The following is a 21,117-nucleotide window of genomic DNA, read 5'->3' as shown; positions in this document are numbered from 1 at the left end:
GGATAGGTAAATTACCTATCCGTGTACTTATCGATATTATGATCTGAAACGATCGCATTGACAATCGCCATGACGACAGCCACCAGAATTGAGATGGCAAAGCTGGAAAAGCCAAAACGATAATTTCCTAATAAGTTGGAAGTCAATTGCAGCATACCAGCGCTAATTACAAAACTAAACAGTCCCAAAGTCATAATATTCAACGGTAGTGAAAGTAAAATCAGAATCGGTTTCACTAAGGTATTTAAAATGGATAGGACAAAGCTTGCAGTAATAGCCATCATCAGACTTTCCACATATACATGATCAGGAAAGAGCACTGACAGTGAAATAAAGATCAGTGCATTAGCTATTAAGCGCTGTAGGTAAGTCATTAAAAGTCGCTCCAGTCATCATCGTCGATTTTGTCCGCTTTCTTACGTTGGCGTGACGCTTTTTTCTCATAATTGTTGTAGTCGTTGTTTCCATAGTATGGATTATTGTGTCCATATGAATCCCGTCCCCCTCTTGGAGCTGCGGGAATCACCAATGCTAACAAGACATATAATACAACCGGTGCGCCGATTAAGCCGAAACTTAAGAAAACATAAATCACACGCACGATTGTTGGATCGATCCCGAAGTATTCGGCGATCCCGGCTAAGGTACCTGTAAGTACCACATTTGTTCGTGACTTTTGTAATCTCTTTTGCATATGAATCTTCCTTCCTTATTATTTCCTAATTGTCGAAATCTTTCAAGAAAATACTACCAGTCGTTGTCGAAACATCGATCTTCGCCATGTCATCGGCAACTCGACGGAATTGTAATAAACGATTGGTCTTTTCTTTTTTCTCTCTGATCACTTCATAGTTTGATAAGCGATCATTGATACTGCCTAAACTTGTCTTGGCCAAGCCTTCCAAGCCGATTGTTTTTCCTAAAGAAACTTTAACATTACCATTCACTGAGCTGGCTTTGATTTTTTGTAGGCTATCATGACCAGCCGTCAATTTCACATCGCCATTGACTAACGAAATGCCATAATTTTGAATCGCTGCTTTCGTAACGATATTTCCATTAACGGTTTCGATAATCGAATCTAGGATCGCGCCTTCACGAATCTCAATGTTGCCGTTGACCCCTTGGATCTCAAGCATTGTCGCATCAATATGTTTGAAGGTGATATTGCCGTTAGTTGATTTGGCATATACATCCTTGGCATCCATCTCTTCAACGTTCAAATCACCATTTAGTAATTTTACTGCAACGTGATCGTATGTCCGTCTTGGCAAGTAGAAGACTAATTCTGCTTGAACACGTTTATTCGGGATTTGGAATGAGATATGTTCATCATTCACTTCGATCTGGCTGCGTTCCATTAATGATTGTAATGGCGTTGCTTCATTCATTTTACCATAAAGTTTGATTTTGGCATCTACTTTAATAGCCGCATCATCCCAAGCTTTTAAGGTAACTTTACCATTTGCTAATTTGATATCGATCAAGGTTGGTTCAACATCAGTATATAAGAATTGATGTTCAAACTTAGACGTTACTAAACCAGGAACTTTGACGTTGAAGTCTTTCCAATCAACATTTTCTTCTACCGTATCAGAAACGGTTTTCCAGGTCTTTTTCATCAAGCGGCTCAATTGAACGCCGGCTTCTCCCAATTTTTCACCAACTTGCGAGAAAGTTTCGCTTGCTTGATCCTTCAAATCGTCTGGAATATCAAAACGTGTACGATTACGTTCTTTGCGATTTTCACTTTGGTTGTCTTGAACATTTTTCAGTTCTTCTTCTTCAGCAACTTTTTCTTCTAACTTAGCGATTTTTTCTTTCAAGTCATCGATTTCATCTTCTACTGCTTCACGAATGTCATCATCTTCTTCTGATAATGTATCTAATTCTTCTTTCGTGTCCAACTCCATCAAAACTTCTTGTTTTTCATGAAGCGCGGCTTTCAATTCATTTTTCTTTTGATTGATTTCATCAATTCGAGCAGAAATCTGATTCGCTTCTGTCGCTAAATCATCGAAGTAAGCCTCAAGGTCTTCCAAGTCCTGTTTTTCAGAACCTTTAGCTTCTTCTGTATCTTGTCCTGTTTCCCACTCATCAACTAAATTGGTTGCTTGGTCGCGGTGATAAGAATCCACTTTATCCGCAGCTTGTTTAATCTGCGCTTCATCCTTCGCCTTCGCCATGCTTTCTAATAAATCTAAACCTTCTTCAGTTGATAAAATACCTTTTTTAACTAATTCTAAAATTCGTTGTCTTTCATTCATAGAAATTGCCTCCTTCAAAAAGCAAATACATTACTTTTGGTTACATTCATATTATGCAATGTTTTTGGGTATTTGTCATAGGACTAAAGACCCATCTTTTTATCCGACTTTTTGAAGATTGTGTTTCTTCCTATTTAAAATGAAAAAAACCAGCTAGAAAATTCTCTAACTGGCACTTACTTTAAAATGTTTCGTTACGATTACTGTTCAGTTCAGTAATTTTTCCTGTCGCTAAGTAAACGATCCACTCACAAATGTTTGTCACATAATCTCCCACACGTTCTAAGTAGCCGGCAACATGCAGATAATCCGTTCCACTGATAATGGTATCAGATTCTTTTTCCATCGTATTGGTCGTCATATCATAGATTTTTTGGAAATAATCATTGACCCGCTCATCCATTTTTGCGATCATACGAGCATCTTTTTCATCTGTCTTCACGTACGCAATTAAAACATTGTCTACCATTTTTTTTACGTAATTAGACATTTCATTAATTTCTTTTTCAACTTCTAATATTCGCGGCAAGCCTTTTAGGCGAATTGTTGATTTTGCTACTGACACCGCATGGTCTCCCATACGTTCCAAGTCAGAGCTGGCTTTCATGATTGTAATGATCGTACGCAGGTCAGTCGTAACTGGTTGCTGCAGGGCAATCATTTCGAAACTTTTTTTCTCCAAACGAACTTCCATGTCATTGATTTCAATGTCATGATCAATAACCTCTTGTGCTAATTTCTTATCATGATCAATATATGAACGGACTGATTTGTGCACAGCGCTTGAGACCATCATGCCCATTTCATAAAACTGATTGTGAAGATTCAACAGCTCTTCTTCAAATTGTGTACGTAACATCGTTGCCCTCCTTCTATCTCTAACCAAATTTTCCTGAAATATAGTCTTCGGTTTCTTGTTTTGCTGGGTCTAAAAATATCTTCTTGGTCTTGTCAAATTCAATCAGCTCACCCTGCAAGAAGAAAGCAGTGCGGTCTGAGATCCGTGATGCCTGTGACATATTGTGGGTAACAATAATGATAGTGTAATTTTCTTTTAATTCCAATAGCATGTTTTCGATTTTTCCTGTTGAAACTGGGTCCAATGCGCTTGTCGGTTCATCCATCAGAATCACTTCCGGATTGACCGCTAATACTCGTGCGATACAAACTCGTTGCTGCTGTCCGCCTGATAAGGATAACGCACTCTCATGCAGCTTATCTTTGACATCGTTCCAAACCGAAGCAGCTTTCAAGCTTTCTTCCACGACTTGATCGAGCTTGCTTTTATCCTTTTCACCCTTTAATTTTAACCCATAGATGACATTCTCGTAAATCGAAAATGGAAAAGGATTCGGTTGTTGGAACACCATGCCGATTTCTTTACGCAACTTTACAGTATCTGTTTTCGGACTATAAATATCTTTGTCTTTATACATCACACTGCCTGTGATCGTCACACCTGGAATTAAGTCATTCATGCGATTTAGTGACCGCAAATAGGTTGATTTGCCGCAACCCGATGGTCCGATCATCGCTGTAATCTCGCCTTTTTCTATTTCCATGTTGATGCCCTTCAAGGCTTCTTTTTTACCATAATACAAATGAAGGTCTTTGGAAGTAATAATCTTCGACATTCGTTCGCTCCTTTTTCATATTTAGGAATTAATTTTTCTTGTCAGAAAAATTAGTCTGATCTTCAAGCCGTATATCATTCCTCTAGATTGGTTTTTGTATGGTTCGGCTACTCAATATATACCTCTTTCAACTATTACAAACTGCGAAAAGAGGAACTGACATCCTTTTTCATATTTAGGAATTAATTTTTCTTGTCAGAAAAATTAGTCTGATCTTCAAGCCGTATATCATTCCTCTACGTTGCTTTTTGTATGGTTCGGCTACTTATAAAGTAATTTACTCAATTATTACCAACTGCAAAAGAGGAACTGATATTAACCAAAGTGACCTGATACATAATCTTCTGTAGCTTGGATTTTCGGTCGCGTAAAGATTTTGGCTGTTTCGTCGTACTCAATAACATGACCTAAATAGAAAAAGGCAGTATAGTCACTGATCCGAGCAGCTTGCTGCATATTATGGGTCACAATGATGATGGTATAGTTTTCTTTTAATTGAACCAGGGTTTCTTCAACGGTACCTGTTGAGATTGGGTCCAGCGCACTAGCGGGTTCATCTAATAGTAAAATATCCGGCTTCATCGCAATTGCTCGTGCAATACATAGACGTTGTTGTTGTCCCCCAGATAGAGCCAAAGCACTTTTATCTAAATTATCCTTTACTTGATCCCATAAAGCCGCTTGCTTCAGACTTGTTTCAACCACTTCTTCTAATTGCTGTTTATCACGCATTCCGTGCTGCTTTAACGCAAAAGTGATGTTGTCGCGAATCGATTTACTAAAAGGATTCGGACGCTGGAACACCATGCCGATACGTTTGCGCATTTCATAAACATCGATATTTGAGGCGTTGACATCAACATCCTTATATACGATTTTTCCAGTCACGCTGGCACTAGCAATTCCATCATTCATCCGATTTAACGAACGTAGATAAGTTGATTTTCCACAACCAGAAGGTCCAATTAAAGCGGTGATTCTATTTTTTTCAAATTCAAGATCAACACCCTTAATGGCTTCATTATCTCCATAATAAACATGTAAATCTTCCGTATGCAAGGCGATTTCACCAGGCATTCTGATGATGTTACGCTCTTCCCAATTGTATTCTTTCATTGAATTTCTCCTAGTTCGATATTTCCTGCGAAAAGCAGAACTGACATCCTAGTTCACACTAATGTAACTATTTTAAGCTGAAGTCATTTTTCGATGCAGTCGTTTACCGATTGCCCGTGCTCCAAAATTAAACAATAAAACTGCTAAGATTAAGACCGCTGAAGCCCCTGCTGAAACAGAAGTTCCATCAGGCATCGTGCCTTCAGTGTTAATCTTCCAAATGTGCACTGCTAAGGTCTCTGCTTGCCGGAAAATGCTTAACGGGCTCGAAACGCTTAATGGATTGAAGTTGGTAAAATCCAAAGCTGGTGCGCTTTGTCCTGCTGTATAGATTAAGGCTGCCGCTTCGCCAAAGATTCGGCCAGAGCTTAGAATAACCCCTGTTAAAATTCCTGGTAAAGCATCCGGTACGACAATTTTTGTAACAGTTTCCCAACGTGACAAGCCTAAAGCCAAGCCTGCCTCCCGTTGAGTATAATGAATCGCTCTTAGTGATTCCTCGATATTTCTTGTTAATAATGGTAGGTTAAACAATGTTAGAGCCAACGCACCTGAAAGGATTGAAAAGCCGTAACCAAACTGAATAACAAAAATCAAGAAGCCAAACAAACCGACAACCACTGAAGGTAGCGAGCTCAGAATTTCGATTGAGGTACGAATAAGATTAGTAACCCAATTTTTCTTCGCATATTCAGATAAGTAAATACCTGCACCTAATGAGATAGGTAGACTAATAATCATCGTTATCAGCAATAAGTAGATCGAGTTAAATAATTGAATACCAATCCCGCCGCCTTTTTGATAAGCTTTCGAAGGCGAGGTCAAGAACTCCCACGAAACATGCGGCAAGCCGCGAATTAAAATATAAAGTAATAGAAAAGCTAAGATTGCGACAATCAGGCCAGAGACGGCATATAGAATACCCGTTGCGATTTTATCTGCACGTTTTGCTTTATCCATTGCTGATCTCCCCCTTCTTTCCAATGTAGCGAATCAAGATATTGAAAACTAAAGACATGAATAATAGGATCAGTGCCAATGACCACAGAACATTATTTTCTACTGTGCCCATAATCGTATTTCCGATTCCCATTGTCAAAATCGAAGTCAATGTTGATGCTGGAGTGGTCAGGCTTGTTGGCATCAATGCCGCATTCCCGATAACCATTTGAATGGCCAAGGCTTCACCAAAGGCACGAGCCATACCAAAAACGACCGCCGTCAAAATTCCTGGTATTGCCGCACGCAAGACAACTTTGTAAATCGTTTGCCAGCGTGTGCCGCCAAGAGCCAGTGAGGCTTCCCGATAATGACGTGGTACTGATTTTAACGTATCCACGGTCATCGTAGTTACAGTTGGTAAAATCATGACGAACAAAACAAATGTCCCAGATAAGATCCCAAATCCCGTGCCGCCAAAAATCGAACGAATAAACGGTACGATCACTGTTAAACCAATAAACCCATATACAACCGAAGGAATCCCTACAAGTAACTCAATGACCGGCTGTAAAAATCGCTGTCCCTTGGTTGGAGAAATTTCAGTCATGAAGACCGCCGCCCCGATTGCAAAAGGCGTTGCTACAATAGCCGATAAAAAGGTAACCATAAACGATCCTAAGATCATCGGTAAAGCACCAACTAGCGGCTTGCCATCTGGTCCTGTTGCACTAGGATTCCAGACTGTACCAAATAAAAAGTCAAAAACATTAATCTTATCTACAAAAAAGGTTGATAACCCTTTGCTTGCTACAAAATAGAAAATCGCTCCAACCACAAACACGATCAACGCGATACAAATAAAACTAACAAAACGTCCTCGTTGTTCGATTCTCGCGCGCTTTGATTTTGTCGTCAGCGCTTTTTTTACATCTTCATTTTCCAAGGCCTACTCCTCCTGATTCCTACAAACTAATCCATTCGGTTTTTTACAAACCAACAAAATCATTTTACCTGTTGAAAATCAATTTCTTTTTAACCTCCTGTAACGCTTCCATGACATTTGTAAAGAAAGTGTAAACCAGATGAGAGCATCACCGCAACTGAACTGCTTGAAAACAAAAAAACACGATCAAGCTAAGCCAAAGACTGGCAAAGTTTGATCGTGATGTCTCACGAGATTTTTTCTTTTTGTTTAGTTATCCTTCCAATCCCACCAATTCTGCTTATCCTGTGGCAGTACACCATCATGATTCGCATAATGTACGGCTAAACGATAAACATACAAAGCACAACGATCGACCTTCTCCCCCATATTCACACAATCCTTTAGGTAGATTTCCTCCGGATCTTGCTTTTTCAATGACTCAACAGTCGGATAACCCGCGTTTATTAAATGTTGAGCCATATTTTTTCCAATCCCCGGAATCACTTGTAGATCACTTTTCATCTTTGATCATCCTTCTTTATATTCAGTAAAGGTCAACACATACCCATCCGGATCTGTAATAGCAAATTCATTGGCTCCATAAAAGGTTTTATGAGGTTCAGTATAAATTGGATAGTTACTTTTAATAGTCGTATAGAACTCCTCAAAATTTTCAACTGTAATATATAATGTGATGGATGGTTGGATTTTTTCCGCGGCTAATATCGGATACTCTTCACTCAAATTCTCTTTTTCCTGCAGCATCAATGTCATGGCTTCTTTAGCGATAATTGCAAATTGCAATGTCTGATCCTTCGCTGGGACAGAAGCCACCACTTCTAGTCCTAAAATCTCTTGATAGAACTTCACCGATGCATCCACACTTGCCACCATTAAATTCGTTGTAATATTTTTGTACATTCTAACCGCCTCCTCAATTTATAGGCTAATTTTATCAAGGACAGGTCGAAACGTATTGTAAAAATGCGTCAATTTTTATATCGATCCACCAATTCCAGCGGTGTGATTCCTAAATGATGCTTAAAATCTTTGTTAAAATGCGGTTGGTCATAATAATTGGTGACGGTTAAAATATCTGCTGGCTTTGCTTGCTCCGAGGTCAGTATCTCCAAGCATTTTTGAAAACGCAGAATGCTTAAAACCATTTTAGGTGTTAATCCAAAATTTTTCATAAAAGCACGTTGGCATTGACGCGGACTAAAATAAAGTAGCTCATACAAATTTTTTGTGGTTTGTGGGATTGCTTGAGACAATCGCGGAAAAAGCTGAGTAAACTCATTTGGCTTTAGCTCTTTAAATTTTTTTATCAAATAGCTTTGAAAAATTTCTTGCGCATTCTCAAACATATTTGTAAAAAACTGTTTCTGATCAAAATCATCAAAAATATCCTGTAGTAAAATGAAGGTATCCATTGCCGCTTCTGCTGATAAACCAGTTAATTGATGAAAAGCCCCTGGCATCATGCGTGCGCCAAAAAAGCGTGCCGGTACCTCAATTTCATAATCAAAATCTGTTTGTTGATTTCCTGTGAAAAAAATCAGCTTTTGGTCGAAGTCCACAATCAGATCAATACAGCCATCTGCGATGATGACGTTCTTCACACGAACTTGATCCTGTGTTTTCGACCACATCGACCAAAAACACAAGACAAACTCCTTGCATTCAGGCACTACTTTTTCATGATAACTCATGACGCGCGTAAACTCTTCATTTAACAAAAAAGGCAGTTGAATTGGATAGTACATCTTTCATCCCTCCTATTGCATCTATTATAAAAAAACACCGCCTCGAAAACATTCGAAACGGTATTTCAACTTATTTTATTACATTACCTTGCCAATCACGTTCAACTTTCATTTCAGAGATCGGAATATACCCAAGCTGTGAAACGACTTTTCCTTGAACCTCATCTGAAAGCATATAATCAAGAAAATCGGCAACTAGTTCTGTTGGCTTTCCTTTGGTATACATGTGCTCATAAGCCCAAATTTTCCAATGATTAGTCGTCACATTCTCATCTGTCGGTTCAACATTGTCAATATTCAGTGTTTGAACCTCTTTTGTAACATATGAAAAAGCTGTATAACTGATAGCACCAGGTGTGTCAGCAACAATTTGGCGAACCATTCCGCTTGAGTCTTGTTCCTGCGCACGTATCGCTGTTTTTCCATCTAAGACCCATTGTTCGAAAGTAGAGCGCGTCCCACTTCCGCTTGCTCGGTTTAGAATAACGATTTCCTGATCTTTTCCGCCAAGCTCTTTCCAGTTTGTGATTTCACCGAGAAAAATTTTACGCAGATTCTCTAACGAAATATTGGTTACGCCAACACCTTTGTTAACAATAGGCGTGATCCCAACAACTGCTACTTTATGATCAACTAACTTATCTGCATCGATGCCACTTTTTTCCTCCGCAAATAAATCAGAATTTCCGATCTCAACTGCCCCTGATTGAACCTGACTCAATCCAGTACCGCTTCCTCCGCCTTGGACATTGATAAATCTGCCGGGATTTTTACTTTGATATTCTTCAGCTACCGTTTCAACCAAAGGCTGCAAGGCCGATGAACCGACAGCAGTAATTGATTCGCCGCGGTCGATCCATTTCGAACAACCGGACAAAAGTAAAAGCGTACCTAAAAGAGGAATTAACCATTTCTTCATGAAAAATCTCCTTATTCATTTTAACGTAATCATTTTTCAAAAAACGAAAAATGATACTTATTTTCATGCCGTATACCATTCAACTAGCGACTATTTTTTGAGTTCACTTGTTCATTTTAATTAGCTTATACTTCTGAGTATACTGCGAAAAGTTGAACTGGCATCCTTATTCATTTTAACGTAATCATTTTCTAAACGATAGTCTTACTAAACAAGCTAGTTCATTTTATACTATCAACCCATGAAAGCGCAAATGATTTTTACAGAAGTGGTGAAATCAGACGTGCAATTCCTTCTTTGAACTTAATAACGATTCCGCGCTGATCATATTTTTCCTGGGTAAGAAGTTCAGATTTCATCGAATCTTTATAAAAGGCGTCTCGTAATTCCTCAGCAAATTCTGCATCATAAACAATCGTGTTTACTTCAAAATCCAACTTGAATGAACGAACATCAATATTGGCTGACCCTACCGAAGCAATACCACCGTCGATGATCATCGTCTTCGCATGAATAAAACCATTTTCATAGGTTTCGATAATTGCGCCATATTCCAGTAACTCAGCCGCAAAGGAGTAAGTTGCCCAATAAACTAAAATATGATCCGGCTTATTCGGAATTTGCATCCGTACCTTTACACCTGATAATAATGCCAGCTTTAGAGCCTCATGAATTGGTGCGTCCGGGATATAATAGGGTGTCTGAATCAAAATTTCTTTTTTTGCTAAATTGATCATTTTTAAATAAGTCAATTTAATCTGTTCATGCTCACTGTCTGGCCCGCTACTCACCATTTGCAACGCTAATTTTCCTTCTGATTTAATCTCAGGAAAATAATCAGGCTGATAGACCAGCTCGTGTTTCTGCTGAGAATTCCAATCCATTAAAAATCGGTTCTGCAATGTGTACACAGCATGGCCGTGAATCCGTAAATGATTATCCCGCCAATAGCCAAATTTTTCGACTAAGCCAAGATATTCATCGCCAACGTTAAAGCCGCCCGTATACCCAATCTCTCCATCAATTACGACGATTTTTCGATGATTGCGATAATTCATTCGTGGGTTCAAATACGGTAAAAACAGCGGAAAGAAAAAATCGACCTCTCCACCGACTTCGATCAGCGGAGAGAGAAACCGGCGATTTACTTGTGTTGAGCCCCAAGCATCTAAGAGCAAACGGACCTTTACACCACGTAAAGCAGCCGCTACTAATGCCTCTCGAACCTCAAGACCCAAGTCGTCTGCGCGATAAATATAGTATTCCATATGAATATGGTACTTTGCCCGATTAATATCCTTAATTAAAGCATCGAACTTCTCACGTCCATCGGTATATAGAATGACTTCATTATTGGTGGTATACAACGAACTCTCAAACATCGTCAGCATATAAATCAACTGTTTCGGATCGACTTGGTTTGTTGTCGGTTTTGGAAAAAGTCCTCGTGCTAGTGCTCTTTGTTGCTGCTGGACCTCTACGTTCATCCCGATTTTGGTCTGCATCTTTAAATCAAAGATCCGTTCCTTGGAGATTCCCTTTCCAAAAAAAACGTATAAAATAAAGCCGAGAATGGGGATAAAAGTCAAAACTAATAGCCATGCCCACGTATTAACCGTATCCTTACGTTCTCGAAAAACAATGATAAATGATAAAATAGTATTGATAATTAGGAAAAGTAATCCCAAGTGCCCTGTCACAAATGACATTCTCCCACACTCCTTCTACTAAAGGATAGCCGAGATAATGTTGATTGTAAACAATGGACCTTAGTGATTTTTTTCATTTCTCAAAATCATCTCAATGTGAGGGATTTCATCCTCTAAATAGATTCCAGAGTTTTTTTCAAACCCAAATGAGTGATAAAAATCAACTAAGTGGGCCTGTGCCGAAATGACCACCGGACGCTTTGGATAGCGAGTCTCAATTTCTTTTAGCGTTTTCGATACGATTGTTCGTCCTAATTGCTGTCCACGATATTCTTTAACGACTAGTACACGCCCAAAATGGATCGTTTCTTCTTCGGCTAGAATTCGCGCATAGGCCTGCAATCTGCCATTTTCTTCGATCCACACATGTAACGCCGACCGATCAGCTTCATCGACTTCTTGATAAGGACACTCCTGCTCTACAACAAAAACCGCCGTACGAGCCTGCAATATTGTCAATAATTCTTGTGGTGTTAGTTCATCCGTTCTTTTAATCATAAGATCCTCCTGAGCTTTTGCTAAAAATAGTTTAACCTAATTTTGGCTTAATGTCCGCTAGTAATCTTGATTCCAATAATTCCTGCTACCAAAAGTACAACAAAGAAACTAGTTAAAAGCGACAAATGATCTTTAAATAAAAGAACCCCAATTAAAATAGAGCCGACAGCGCCAATTCCTGTCCAAATAGGATAAGCTAAACTCATCGGTAACGAATGTAACGACTTCGACAAAAAATAAAAACTGGCTATCATGCCAATTATCGTCAAAAGCGAATAATTCATTTTACTAAAACCTTCACTCAATTTCATCATCGTCGCCCAAAACATTTCAAAAACTCCTGCCACAATCAATGATACCCATGCCATAATCAATATTCCTCCTCGATTAATAATCTAAATAGGCGCTACGCATACAGTTCAACGAAACCGTTTAAACATTTAATATTAATAATTGGGTTTAATCTTCAATTCATACATGATTAAACTGGAAGAAGTTGAACACGCAAAACAAGGAAGTCCAATTTCTTCAATGACCTAACGAAATTGGCTCCCTTGCTCGGTAGCGTTTTATTTAATTGATATTTATTCTAGGAGCTTTTACTAAAAAAATCAAGGGATAGAATTCTTTACTAATTCTGGCAAAAAATAAGCTCCTTCGAAATTTTTCGAAGAAGCTTTGATTTGTTAGATTTTTAAGAAACGACGCATCGAGATAACTGATCCTAATGAACCAATCAAGTAGCCGCCGACCGCCATCGTGATATCTAATATCCATACGATTTGGTTTGGACGCAGCAATTCTAAGTTTGATTGCAATAGATAAGGGGCAGCTAAGCCATAAACTTGCGAGTAGCCATAAGTTAAGATCAAGATTGGCACAATGGAACCAATCAATCCAATCCATCCGCCTTCGAGGAAGAATGGCCAACGAATATAACCATTTTTCGCACCTACCAGACGCATGATTTGAATCTCCGTTTTACGTGAAATGATCGTGATCCGAATCGTATTCGAAATCAAGAAAATTGCTACGAAAACTAATAAGGCAGCGGCTGCTAAGCCCCAAGTCCGGACAACTTTTGCCATCTGGATGATTCGGTCAGCTGAATTTCCGCCGTAATTTGCACGAAAGACATTACTTAATTGACTGGCTTCTCGAGTCACCGGACGAATATATTGTGCATCGGTCGCCTTTACTACATATACATCATAGAGTGGATTACTGTCGCCTTCGAAAAGGTCCCATGCATCGCCCATTTGTTTTTGCAACTTCTTCAATTGATCTTGTTTGCTAGAAAAAGTCACTTTGTCCACATGATTGATATCCTGTAATTCAGACTTCAATTCTTTTAATTCTTTATCTTTTGTACCGATATCAACAAAGACTGTCACTTCAACGTTGCCCTCAACATCTTGAGCTAACTTGGTTGCATTCATAATCACAGCCAGGAAAATTCCCGCCATTGTTAACGTGATCGTTACCGCACTGACTGATGCCAGAGTCATCCAGCCATTACGCTTCACACTCTTGATACTTTCCAACAGGTGTCGGAAGAAATTTCTAATCATCAAACTCGTATTCTCCTTCCGCTTCATCTCGAACGATCAAGCCATTTTCAATCGCGATTAAACGATGGCGCATGGTGTCTACGATCGTTTTGTTATGAGTCGCCATAACGATCGTTGTACCTTGATTATTGATTCGTTCTAATAAATGCATGATTTCCCAAGAAGTATCTGGGTCCAAATTACCAGTTGGTTCATCAGCAATCAGGACTTTTGGTGTATTTACAATCGCACGTGCAATCGAGACCCGTTGCTGTTCTCCTCCGGATAATTCACTTGGGAATACGCGGACTTTGTGTTTCAAACCAACAAGGTCTAAAACCTCCATAACACGTTTTTTGATATCCCGTGGTTTACGACCGATTACTTGCATAGCGTAAGCAACATTTTCATAAACAGTTTTTCGGGGCAATAATTTGAAGTCCTGGAACACAACGCCGACATCACGACGTAAATAAGGCACTTCTTTATTCTTGATCTTTAATAAATCATGACGGGCAACATCTAATACTTTCCCGGATGTGGCTTTTTCTTCACGATACATCAACTTAATAAAGGTAGATTTTCCGCTACCAGAGGGACCAACGACATAGACGAACTCACCTTGATCGATACGGACCGAAATCCCACGCACAGCTGTTGTCTTATTAGGATATTTTTTTGTTACATCCTGCATTTCAATCATGCTTTATCTCTCCAAATCCTCTTAAATTCTTTGCTATTATAGCATGCCAACATTGCAACAGGCTTTCATTACTTTACAATTTGATTTCATTTTAAACTTAGGACTCTTGTGCCAGACGCCATTTCAGATAAGCATCGATGAAAGGATCCAAGTCGCCATCCATTACTGCTTGGACATTTCCCGTCTCATATTCGGTACGGTGATCCTTTACCATAGAGTATGGATGAAAAACGTAAGAGCGAATTTGTGAGCCCCAACCGATTTCCTTTTGTTCCCCTCGCAAGGCAGCAGCTTCTTGCTCTTTCTTCTCAATTTCTAACTGATAGAGTTTCGCCTTTAACATTTGCATGGCTGTCTCGCGATTATGAAATTGCGAACGCTGTGCTTGACTAGCAACAACCGTTCCCGTAGGCAAATGCGTAATCCGTACAGCTGATGAGGTTTTATTGATATGCTGACCACCTGCTCCGCTTGCCCGATAAACGTCGACCTTCAAATCATCTGGATTAATCTCAACTTCAATATTTTCATCTAATTCAGGCATGACCTCAACGGAACAAAATGAAGTATGACGGCGACTCGCAGAATCAAACGGCGAGATTCGCACTAATCGGTGGACACCTTTTTCTGATTTTAAATAACCATACGCATTCGTCCCTTTAATCATCAGTGTAACACTCTTGATTCCTGCTTCATCACCTGATTGATAATCAATCGTCTCAACTGAAAATCCGTGCTGCTCTGACCAGCGCGTATACATTCGTAAAAGCATTGATCCCCAATCCTGTGATTCTGTTCCACCAGCACCTGGATGCAATTCAACAATTGCATTGTTTTTATCATAGGGAGCATCAAGTAACAGCGATAACTCAAAGCCAGAAATCTTTTCCTGCAATTGTACTAAGCGTTCTTCCAGCTCTTTTTGCAAATCGCTATCAAACTCTTCTTGTTGCATTTCCCACATCAGATTTAACTCATCTGTTTCGTTAGCAATCGCTTGAAATTGATCATATGTTTCTTTCGCTGCGTTGTTGCGATTAATTAAAGCTTGAGCTTTTTCCGAGTCATCCCAAAATCCTGGTGCAGACATTTGATTTTCTGCTTCGGCGATATCCTCTTCTAACTGCTCTAGGTCAAAGAGACCCCCTGAAGCTTGCGACTTGCTCTTGCATCGTATCTAAAAAATTACGTATTTCTGCATTTTCCAAATCTATTCCTTCTTTCTTGCGGATAAAACAATCCGTAAAACCAAACATTTAAAACTAACTCTTATTATATACATTTTTTAAGCTTCTGTGACAACTTGTAGAAATAGAACAGCGTCACGAACTCGCAAAGAACGAGACATAGCGGCTATGTCCCGTTCAAAAGGTTCCTTACTTATCGTAGAAAATTATTGTCCCTTACCGTGGCAATTTTTATATTTTTTACCACTGCCGCATGGACATGGATCATTCCGACCAACCTTTTCCACATGAACCGGTTTTTGCTTAGTATGGGTCAAATTCTTCGGATCTCCATCTGCTTCTACAGGATGTTCTTGTTGATTTTGAGCAACTTGCTCTCGTTGAACATTTTGACGAATCTCCGCTTTCATGAATAGACGTGTTACTTCAAACTCGATGGCTCCAACCATATCCTCAAACATCTTGTAGCCTTCTGTTTGGTATTCTACCAACGGATTATTTTGTCCATAAGCCCGTAAGCCGACTGATTGACGCAATTGATCCATCGCATCAATATGATCTGTCCATTTCGTATCCACCACACGCAAGATGACCACTTTTTCAAATTCCAACAATTGTTCTGGACTTTGCAATTGTGACGCTTTTGTATCAAATACTTCTTTGGCGCGACCATATAGATAATCTTTCATTTCTTCTGGTGTTTTGCCTTCAAAATCAGCCTTTGAAACAGAATCCTCATGAACCAATGTTGCTCCAGCAAAATCCGCTAAAGCTTCAAGATTCCAATTATCTTTATCTAATTGAGTATGGCTGTCAACCACACGAGAAATTGTCCGACGCACCATGTTCAACAATTGCGGAGACAAATCCTTTTCGCCCATAATAACATCTTGACGTTGTTTGTAAATGACTTCCCGCTGCTCCCGCATCACATCATCGTATTGCAAGACATTTTTACGCGTGTCATAGTTATTTCCTTCTACTCGTTTTTGAGCAGATTCTACTTGGCGAGTCAGCATTTTACTTTGAATCACGGCATCTTCGTCTTCTACCTTCATACGATCCAAGAAGGCTTTGATCCGTTCAGAACCAAAACGTTTCATCAAATCATCTTCCAATGAAAGGTAGAATTGTGAAACCCCTGGATCTCCTTGACGACCTGAACGTCCACGAAGCTGATTATCGATACGACGAGATTCATGACGTTCGGTACCAATTACAGCTAGACCGCCTAATTCAACGACCCCTAGGCCTAACTTGATATCAGTTCCTCGACCGGCCATATTGGTAGCGATCGTTACCGAGCCTTTTTGTCCGGCGTTCATGATAATTTCTGCTTCTTTAAAGTGATTTTTCGCGTTCAAGACTTCATGAGGCACCTTTTCACGATCCAGCATATTTGAAAGCAGCTCAGACGTTTCAACAGCAACTGTACCAACTAGGATCGGCTGGCCTTTGCGATGACGTTCTTTAATGTCCTGTACCACTGCATGGAACTTGCTTTCCAAAGTTGGATACAACAAATCTGCATGGTCTTCCCGGATAATCGGACGGTTTGTTGGAATTTGAATAACTTCAATATTATAAATTTCGCGGAATTCTTCTTCTTCCGTTTTAGCAGTACCAGTCATTCCGGCTAATTTTTTATACATACGGAAATAGTTCTGGAAGGTGATAGTCGCCATCGTTTTCGTTTCGTCTTCGATCTCAACCGCTTCTTTTGCTTCAATTGCTTGATGCAGACCGTCAGAATAACGACGTCCATCCATGATACGCCCAGTAAATTGGTCAACAATTAAAACCTTGCCTTCTTGCACAACGTAATCAATATCGCGAATCATAATGAAGTTTGCGCGCAATGCTTGATCTAAGTGATGGGTCAACGCAGTATTGTCTAAATCGTATAAGTTTTCTAAACCAAAGTTTTCTTCTGCTTTTTCAATCCCTTGTTCAGTCAGCCCGATCGTTTTCGATTGGATATCGATTTTGAAATCTTCATCCTCTTTCAAACGCTTCACAAAATTATCAGTTCGTGTATAAAGAGCTGTCGATTTTTCAGCCGCACCAGAGATAATCAACGGTGTCCGCGCTTCATCAATCAGGATTGAGTCTACTTCATCGACAATTGCATAATTTAATGGACGTTGAACCATTTGGCTTTGGTAAACTACCATGTTGTCACGCAGATAGTCAAATCCTAGTTCATTATTTGTACTGTAGGTGATGTCGCAATTGTACGCTTCACGTTTTTCTTCAGAAGTTTTTGAATTGATATTTAAACCAACGCTTAAACCTAAGAAGTTATACAATTCACCCATTTCTGTGGAGTCACGTGTAGCTAGATATTCATTAACAGTTACGACGTGGACTCCTTCTCCAGTCAAGGCATTCAAATAAACCGGCATCGTTGCTGTCAACGTTTTCCCTTCACCGGTTTTCATTTCAGGAATATTCCCATCATGTAAAACGATCCCGCCCATTAACTGAACGTGGTATGGATACAAGCCTAGAACACGCTTAGCTGCTTCACGGACCACCGCAAAAGCTTCTGGCAATAAGTCATCTAGCGTTTCCCCCGCTTGATAACGTCCTCTAAATTCTTCGGTTTTGCCACGTAATTGTCCATCAGACAATTTTTCCATGTCGCTAGAATATTCTTCGACCTTGTCAGCAATCCCGCTCAATCGTTTTAATTCTTTTTTATCATTTTCAATCATTCGTCTCAGAAAGTTTGCCATTCGTTTACCTTACTCCTTTATTTCTTTTCATTTTCTATTTTTTGATAGAAACCCGCTAGTATATTTTATCATTAGTCCTTGAGAAAAGAAACTTCTCGCGGCGAATAAAGCGCGTCTTATATAATGATTAATCTTTTTTTGTGATTTTCTTTAAGACCAAGTCGAATAAGGAACAATTCTTACAATAAACAGTTCTATCTCCCAAAACTTTATTTTTATTGAAAATAAAAAACCTTCCAGCATCAGCTGGAAGGCGATAAACGCTTATTAATCTGTTTCAATTAAGCCGTATTTGCCATCTTTACGACGGTAAACAATGCTTGTACCATTTGTTTCAGCATCTTCAAAAATAAAGAAGTTGTGTCCAAGCATGTTCATTTGTAAAACAGCTTCTTCGCTACCCATTGGTTTCAATGATAAGCGTTTTGTACGAACGATTTCTAATTCAGATTCTTCTGAATCTTCTGCGTTCACTAACACTTCTACTTCACGCTCAGGCATGCCCGTTTCACGAGCTTTGCGATTAATTTTTGTTTTAAATTTGCGAATCTGACGTTCTAATTTATCCACAACCAAATCAATACTTGCATATAAATCTGGTGAAGTTTCTTCCGCCCGAAGAACTAAGTAAGGTAATGGAATCGTTACTTCAACTTTTGCCGTTTTTTCTGTGTATACTTTCAAATTGACATAAGCAGTTGCGTCCGGAACATCAGTGAAGTAGCGTTCTAACTTTCCTACTTTCTTTTCAACGTAATTGCGGATAGCCTCAGTAACTTCGATGTTTTCCCCACGAACATTATATTTGAACATACGTATTGCCCCTTTCGTCTTGCCAACTGAAGAGAAGGAAGGACCACTCTTACCTCTTCTTCTTAACTCTATTATATCGAAATCTAATCCTTTTGCAAAGTAAATCGCTATCAATTTCATAATCCTAAATGATGCATTTTAACGAGCAAAAGTCAAGCTTTCTACCGCTTCCACACCATTTTTATAAAGCAGTTCGGCACCATGAAAAAGGGTTCGCCCCGTTGTATAAACATCATCAACTAATAAAACTTTTTGATTTCTAATTTTTCCATTTGCTACCCTTAACTCAAATGGCTGCTCCATTTCCAAGCGAGCTTTACGTGATTTTTCTGACTGTGGAGTTAACTCCTTGCGTCGCAACAAATCTTTCAAGGGCATTTTCGTCAGTTCTAAACAGCCGCGAACTTGATTAAACCCTCTTTGTTCAAATCGTTCCTTCGAAAGAGGCAGCGGACAGATTAAATAGTCACGATAGTTTTGTAAAATTTGTGCAAGCTCATTGACAAACGCCCCTCGCAATCGGTAATCTCCAGTAAATTTATAGGCTTCGATCCATTTGCGAAATCCCTCATCATAATGAAAGAGACTCCTATTTTTCATGACAAATCCAAGCTCTTGATGCCATAATCGACAATCCGAACAGAGTTTTGATGAATCTGCTCTTCCACAACCAGGGCAAGAAGTGGCTTGATCGATTTTTGTAAATAATTTCTCACAATGATAACATCTCAAATTTGCAGAGTGGAACAATTCTCGTAGGGTGAGATTTCTCACTAACTCTTTTTGACAACAGCTACAGCGCATTGATCAATCCTTCTTTCAACGCTTGCTGATTGTTCTTTTTAATTTCCCTAATTGCTGATTTGATTGCTGTGGTTCGTTCACTGGTAACAAAAATCACCTCTGCCTGAGAATACTCTCCTTTACGATCCGCTCGACCAGCAATCTGCACCAGTGCGGATTTTTTAAAGACCCGATGAGAAGCCTGCAATACGATGACCGATACCCTCTCAAAGGTTACTCCACGTTCTAGAATGGTCGTTGTTAAAAGTAATTGATACTTTCCTGCACGCATGTTTTCGACCTTAATTAGACGCTCCTGATCCTGTGAAAAAACCGTCGTCAATCGAATATCTGAGTATACACCTTGGATAAACGCTGCTATTTTTGCTAATAAGGAGATGTTGGGACAAAAAAATAAAACATTATTTTTCTCTAGTAAATCCGTTATTTTAGCTAAAACCTTCTTTGGCAACTGTCCTGCAAGTAAATGTTTTTCTAAACACCAAGAAAACAATACTTGCGGAACGGGCAGCTTGCGGCGATGATAACGTGCTGGCAAATAATAAACCCGGTCAACTGTCTTTTTTAACACCTTATCCGGTGTCGCACTTAAATATACACGTTTTCCTTCTCTTTTCTGCGCGATGTCCACTGCTCGATGCAGCAAAGGGTCCTCAGCGTAAGGAAAGGCATCGACTTCATCAACAATCACTAAATCAAAAAATTCGTGGTAACGTAAAAGCTGGTGAACGGTGCACACGACAAACTGATCACCTGCATCTTTTCGTTCCTGTCCGTGAAAAAGACTGATTTTTTCATCAGGAAAGGCTTGGCGAAAACGAAGAAAGACCTCATTGCAAACATCTACCCGCGGAGAAGTCACAGCAATTTTCTTGCCTTTCTCCAAAAGACTCTTTAAAAGCGGAAAAAGAATCTCTGTTTTCCCCGCACCAGTGACTGCCCAAAGTAGAAAGGAACGCTTTTTAAGTTGATCCTCAAGTAAGCCATCAGCAATTTTCTGTTGCGCAGTTGAAAGTTTTCCCGACCACGTGAGAACCACTTTTTTCGGAACGGCCTTTTTAATAGGAAAGAAATACAGTGAACTATTACTATCCACACGTCCCAAGGCCAAGCAAGACGGACAATAAAAAAATCCTGCGGGTACCTTTTCTTGAGAGACTTCACCACATCGCTGACACACCCAGTTCTTATCAATCTGCACCATTGCAGGAATTTTTTCAGCTTGAGTCAGATCAATCTTAGGGTAAAATGTACGCCACTCCTCTAATAATAAACGCTGACCTGTTATTTCCATTTGTCTCCCCCTCTTTTTCAGAAAGATACGCAAACGACTCTAAGTTTTGGCTCTAAGTCAAATCGTGTTGTTCTCATTAAATCACTGAAAGGAAATGCTTCGGCGTTTCCTTTTTTCTTTTTGTTTTTTTGCTCAAATAATGTCGCAAAGATTCTGTTGAATCAGAATTCGCATACGAAGGTGGCGAAAGGTTCTAAAACCGAATGCCACTCTCTTAATCACTTTAATCAAGTTATTCTTCCCTTCAAGTTT

General features: G+C 39.4%; 23 protein-coding genes. All 23 read right to left on the bottom strand.

What is annotated here, in order from left to right:
• Positions 1–11: 11 nt before the first annotated feature.
• The gene (locus OMU_RS17985) at positions 12–374 is read right to left on the bottom strand and encodes a phage holin family protein (protein ID WP_016181283.1); all 363 of its coding nucleotides are present in this window, start codon (positions 372–374) and stop codon (positions 12–14) included.
• Positions 374–694 carry a PspC domain-containing protein gene (locus OMU_RS17980; RefSeq protein WP_016181282.1) on the bottom strand — a complete coding sequence of 107 codons (321 nt, stop codon included), beginning with the start codon at positions 692–694 and terminating at the stop codon, positions 374–376. The genes OMU_RS17985 and OMU_RS17980 overlap by 1 nt, the downstream gene beginning before the upstream one ends.
• 25 nt (positions 695–719) lie before the next feature.
• Positions 720–2,267 carry a daptomycin-sensing surface protein LiaX gene (liaX, locus tag OMU_RS17975; protein ID WP_016181281.1) on the bottom strand — a complete coding sequence of 516 codons (1,548 nt, stop codon included), beginning with the start codon at positions 2,265–2,267 and terminating at the stop codon, positions 720–722.
• Positions 2,268–2,448: 181 nt separating this feature from the next.
• Positions 2,449–3,126 carry a phosphate signaling complex protein PhoU gene (gene phoU, locus OMU_RS17970; RefSeq protein ID WP_016181280.1) on the bottom strand — a complete coding sequence of 226 codons (678 nt, stop codon included), beginning with the start codon at positions 3,124–3,126 and terminating at the stop codon, positions 2,449–2,451.
• Positions 3,127–3,145: 19 nt separating this feature from the next.
• Entirely contained in the window at positions 3,146–3,901 is a 756-nt protein-coding gene (gene pstB, locus OMU_RS17965) for a phosphate ABC transporter ATP-binding protein PstB (protein WP_016181279.1), read from the bottom strand.
• A gap of 315 nt (positions 3,902–4,216) precedes the next feature.
• Positions 4,217–5,017 carry a phosphate ABC transporter ATP-binding protein PstB gene (gene pstB / locus OMU_RS17960; protein WP_016181278.1) on the bottom strand — a complete coding sequence of 267 codons (801 nt, stop codon included), beginning with the start codon at positions 5,015–5,017 and terminating at the stop codon, positions 4,217–4,219.
• A 72-nt stretch (positions 5,018–5,089) separates the two neighbouring features.
• Positions 5,090–5,977, bottom strand: coding sequence for a phosphate ABC transporter permease PstA (pstA, locus tag OMU_RS17955; protein WP_016181277.1), 888 nt, complete (start codon positions 5,975–5,977; stop codon positions 5,090–5,092).
• Positions 5,970–6,902 (bottom strand): phosphate ABC transporter permease subunit PstC, encoded by a 933-nt coding sequence (pstC, locus tag OMU_RS17950; protein ID WP_016181276.1) that lies wholly within the window; start codon positions 6,900–6,902, stop codon positions 5,970–5,972. The genes pstA and pstC overlap by 8 nt, the downstream gene beginning before the upstream one ends.
• Positions 6,903–7,151: 249 nt before the next feature.
• Positions 7,152–7,406, bottom strand: coding sequence for a helix-hairpin-helix domain-containing protein (locus OMU_RS17945; RefSeq protein WP_016181275.1), 255 nt, complete (start codon positions 7,404–7,406; stop codon positions 7,152–7,154).
• Between the two features lie 6 nt (positions 7,407–7,412).
• On the bottom strand, positions 7,413–7,805 hold the full coding sequence (locus OMU_RS17940) for a VOC family protein (RefSeq protein ID WP_016181274.1): 393 nt from the start codon (positions 7,803–7,805) through the stop codon (positions 7,413–7,415).
• 68 nt (positions 7,806–7,873) lie between these two features.
• Positions 7,874–8,650: an AraC family transcriptional regulator gene (locus OMU_RS17935; protein WP_016181273.1), complete on the bottom strand. Its 777-nt coding sequence runs from the start codon at positions 8,648–8,650 to the stop codon at positions 7,874–7,876.
• A gap of 70 nt (positions 8,651–8,720) precedes the next feature.
• A complete protein-coding gene (locus OMU_RS17930; RefSeq protein WP_016181272.1) occupies positions 8,721–9,569 on the bottom strand; it encodes a phosphate ABC transporter substrate-binding protein PstS in 849 nt (282 codons plus the stop codon).
• A gap of 260 nt (positions 9,570–9,829) precedes the next feature.
• Entirely contained in the window at positions 9,830–11,278 is a 1,449-nt protein-coding gene (gene cls, locus OMU_RS17925) for a cardiolipin synthase (RefSeq protein WP_016181271.1), read from the bottom strand.
• 60 nt (positions 11,279–11,338) lie between these two features.
• Entirely contained in the window at positions 11,339–11,776 is a 438-nt protein-coding gene (locus OMU_RS17920) for a GNAT family N-acetyltransferase (protein ID WP_016181270.1), read from the bottom strand.
• Between the two features lie 47 nt (positions 11,777–11,823).
• Positions 11,824–12,144, bottom strand: a complete 321-nt coding sequence (locus tag OMU_RS17915) for a DMT family transporter (RefSeq protein ID WP_016181269.1) — start codon at positions 12,142–12,144, stop codon at positions 11,824–11,826.
• 318 nt (positions 12,145–12,462) lie between these two features.
• Entirely contained in the window at positions 12,463–13,347 is an 885-nt protein-coding gene (gene ftsX, locus OMU_RS17910; protein ID WP_016181268.1) for a permease-like cell division protein FtsX, read from the bottom strand.
• Positions 13,340–14,029, bottom strand: a complete 690-nt coding sequence (gene ftsE / locus OMU_RS17905) for a cell division ATP-binding protein FtsE (RefSeq protein WP_016181267.1) — start codon at positions 14,027–14,029, stop codon at positions 13,340–13,342. The genes ftsX and ftsE overlap by 8 nt, the downstream gene beginning before the upstream one ends.
• A gap of 97 nt (positions 14,030–14,126) precedes the next feature.
• Positions 14,127–15,237, bottom strand: a protein-coding gene (gene prfB, locus OMU_RS17900) for a peptide chain release factor 2 (RefSeq protein WP_176746215.1) whose coding sequence is annotated in 2 segments (ribosomal slippage) — positions 14,127–15,164 and positions 15,166–15,237 — 1,110 coding nt in all. Because the reading frame shifts where the segments join, the coding sequence is not laid out codon by codon here.
• Between the two features lie 185 nt (positions 15,238–15,422).
• A complete protein-coding gene (gene secA, locus OMU_RS17895) occupies positions 15,423–17,954 on the bottom strand; it encodes a preprotein translocase subunit SecA (RefSeq protein ID WP_016181264.1) in 2,532 nt (843 codons plus the stop codon).
• 267 nt (positions 17,955–18,221) lie between these two features.
• Positions 18,222–18,767, bottom strand: coding sequence for a ribosome hibernation-promoting factor, HPF/YfiA family (hpf, locus tag OMU_RS17890; protein ID WP_034876815.1), 546 nt, complete (start codon positions 18,765–18,767; stop codon positions 18,222–18,224).
• A gap of 138 nt (positions 18,768–18,905) precedes the next feature.
• Complete coding sequence (locus tag OMU_RS17885; RefSeq protein ID WP_227132166.1) at positions 18,906–19,367, bottom strand: ComF family protein; 462 nt, start codon at positions 19,365–19,367, stop codon at positions 18,906–18,908.
• Between the two features lie 193 nt (positions 19,368–19,560).
• The gene (locus tag OMU_RS17880) at positions 19,561–20,865 is read right to left on the bottom strand and encodes a DEAD/DEAH box helicase family protein (RefSeq protein WP_016181261.1); all 1,305 of its coding nucleotides are present in this window, start codon (positions 20,863–20,865) and stop codon (positions 19,561–19,563) included.
• Between the two features lie 132 nt (positions 20,866–20,997).
• Positions 20,998–21,117, bottom strand: a 120-nt coding sequence (locus OMU_RS23210) for a transposase (RefSeq protein WP_155857591.1), incomplete at its 5' end; no start/stop codon positions are given.

Origin of the sequence: Enterococcus avium ATCC 14025 (genome assembly GCF_000406965.1) — a bacterium.
GTDB classification, from domain to species: domain Bacteria; phylum Bacillota; class Bacilli; order Lactobacillales; family Enterococcaceae; genus Enterococcus_A; species Enterococcus_A avium.
This window is presented reverse-complemented; position numbering and strand designations above follow the sequence as displayed.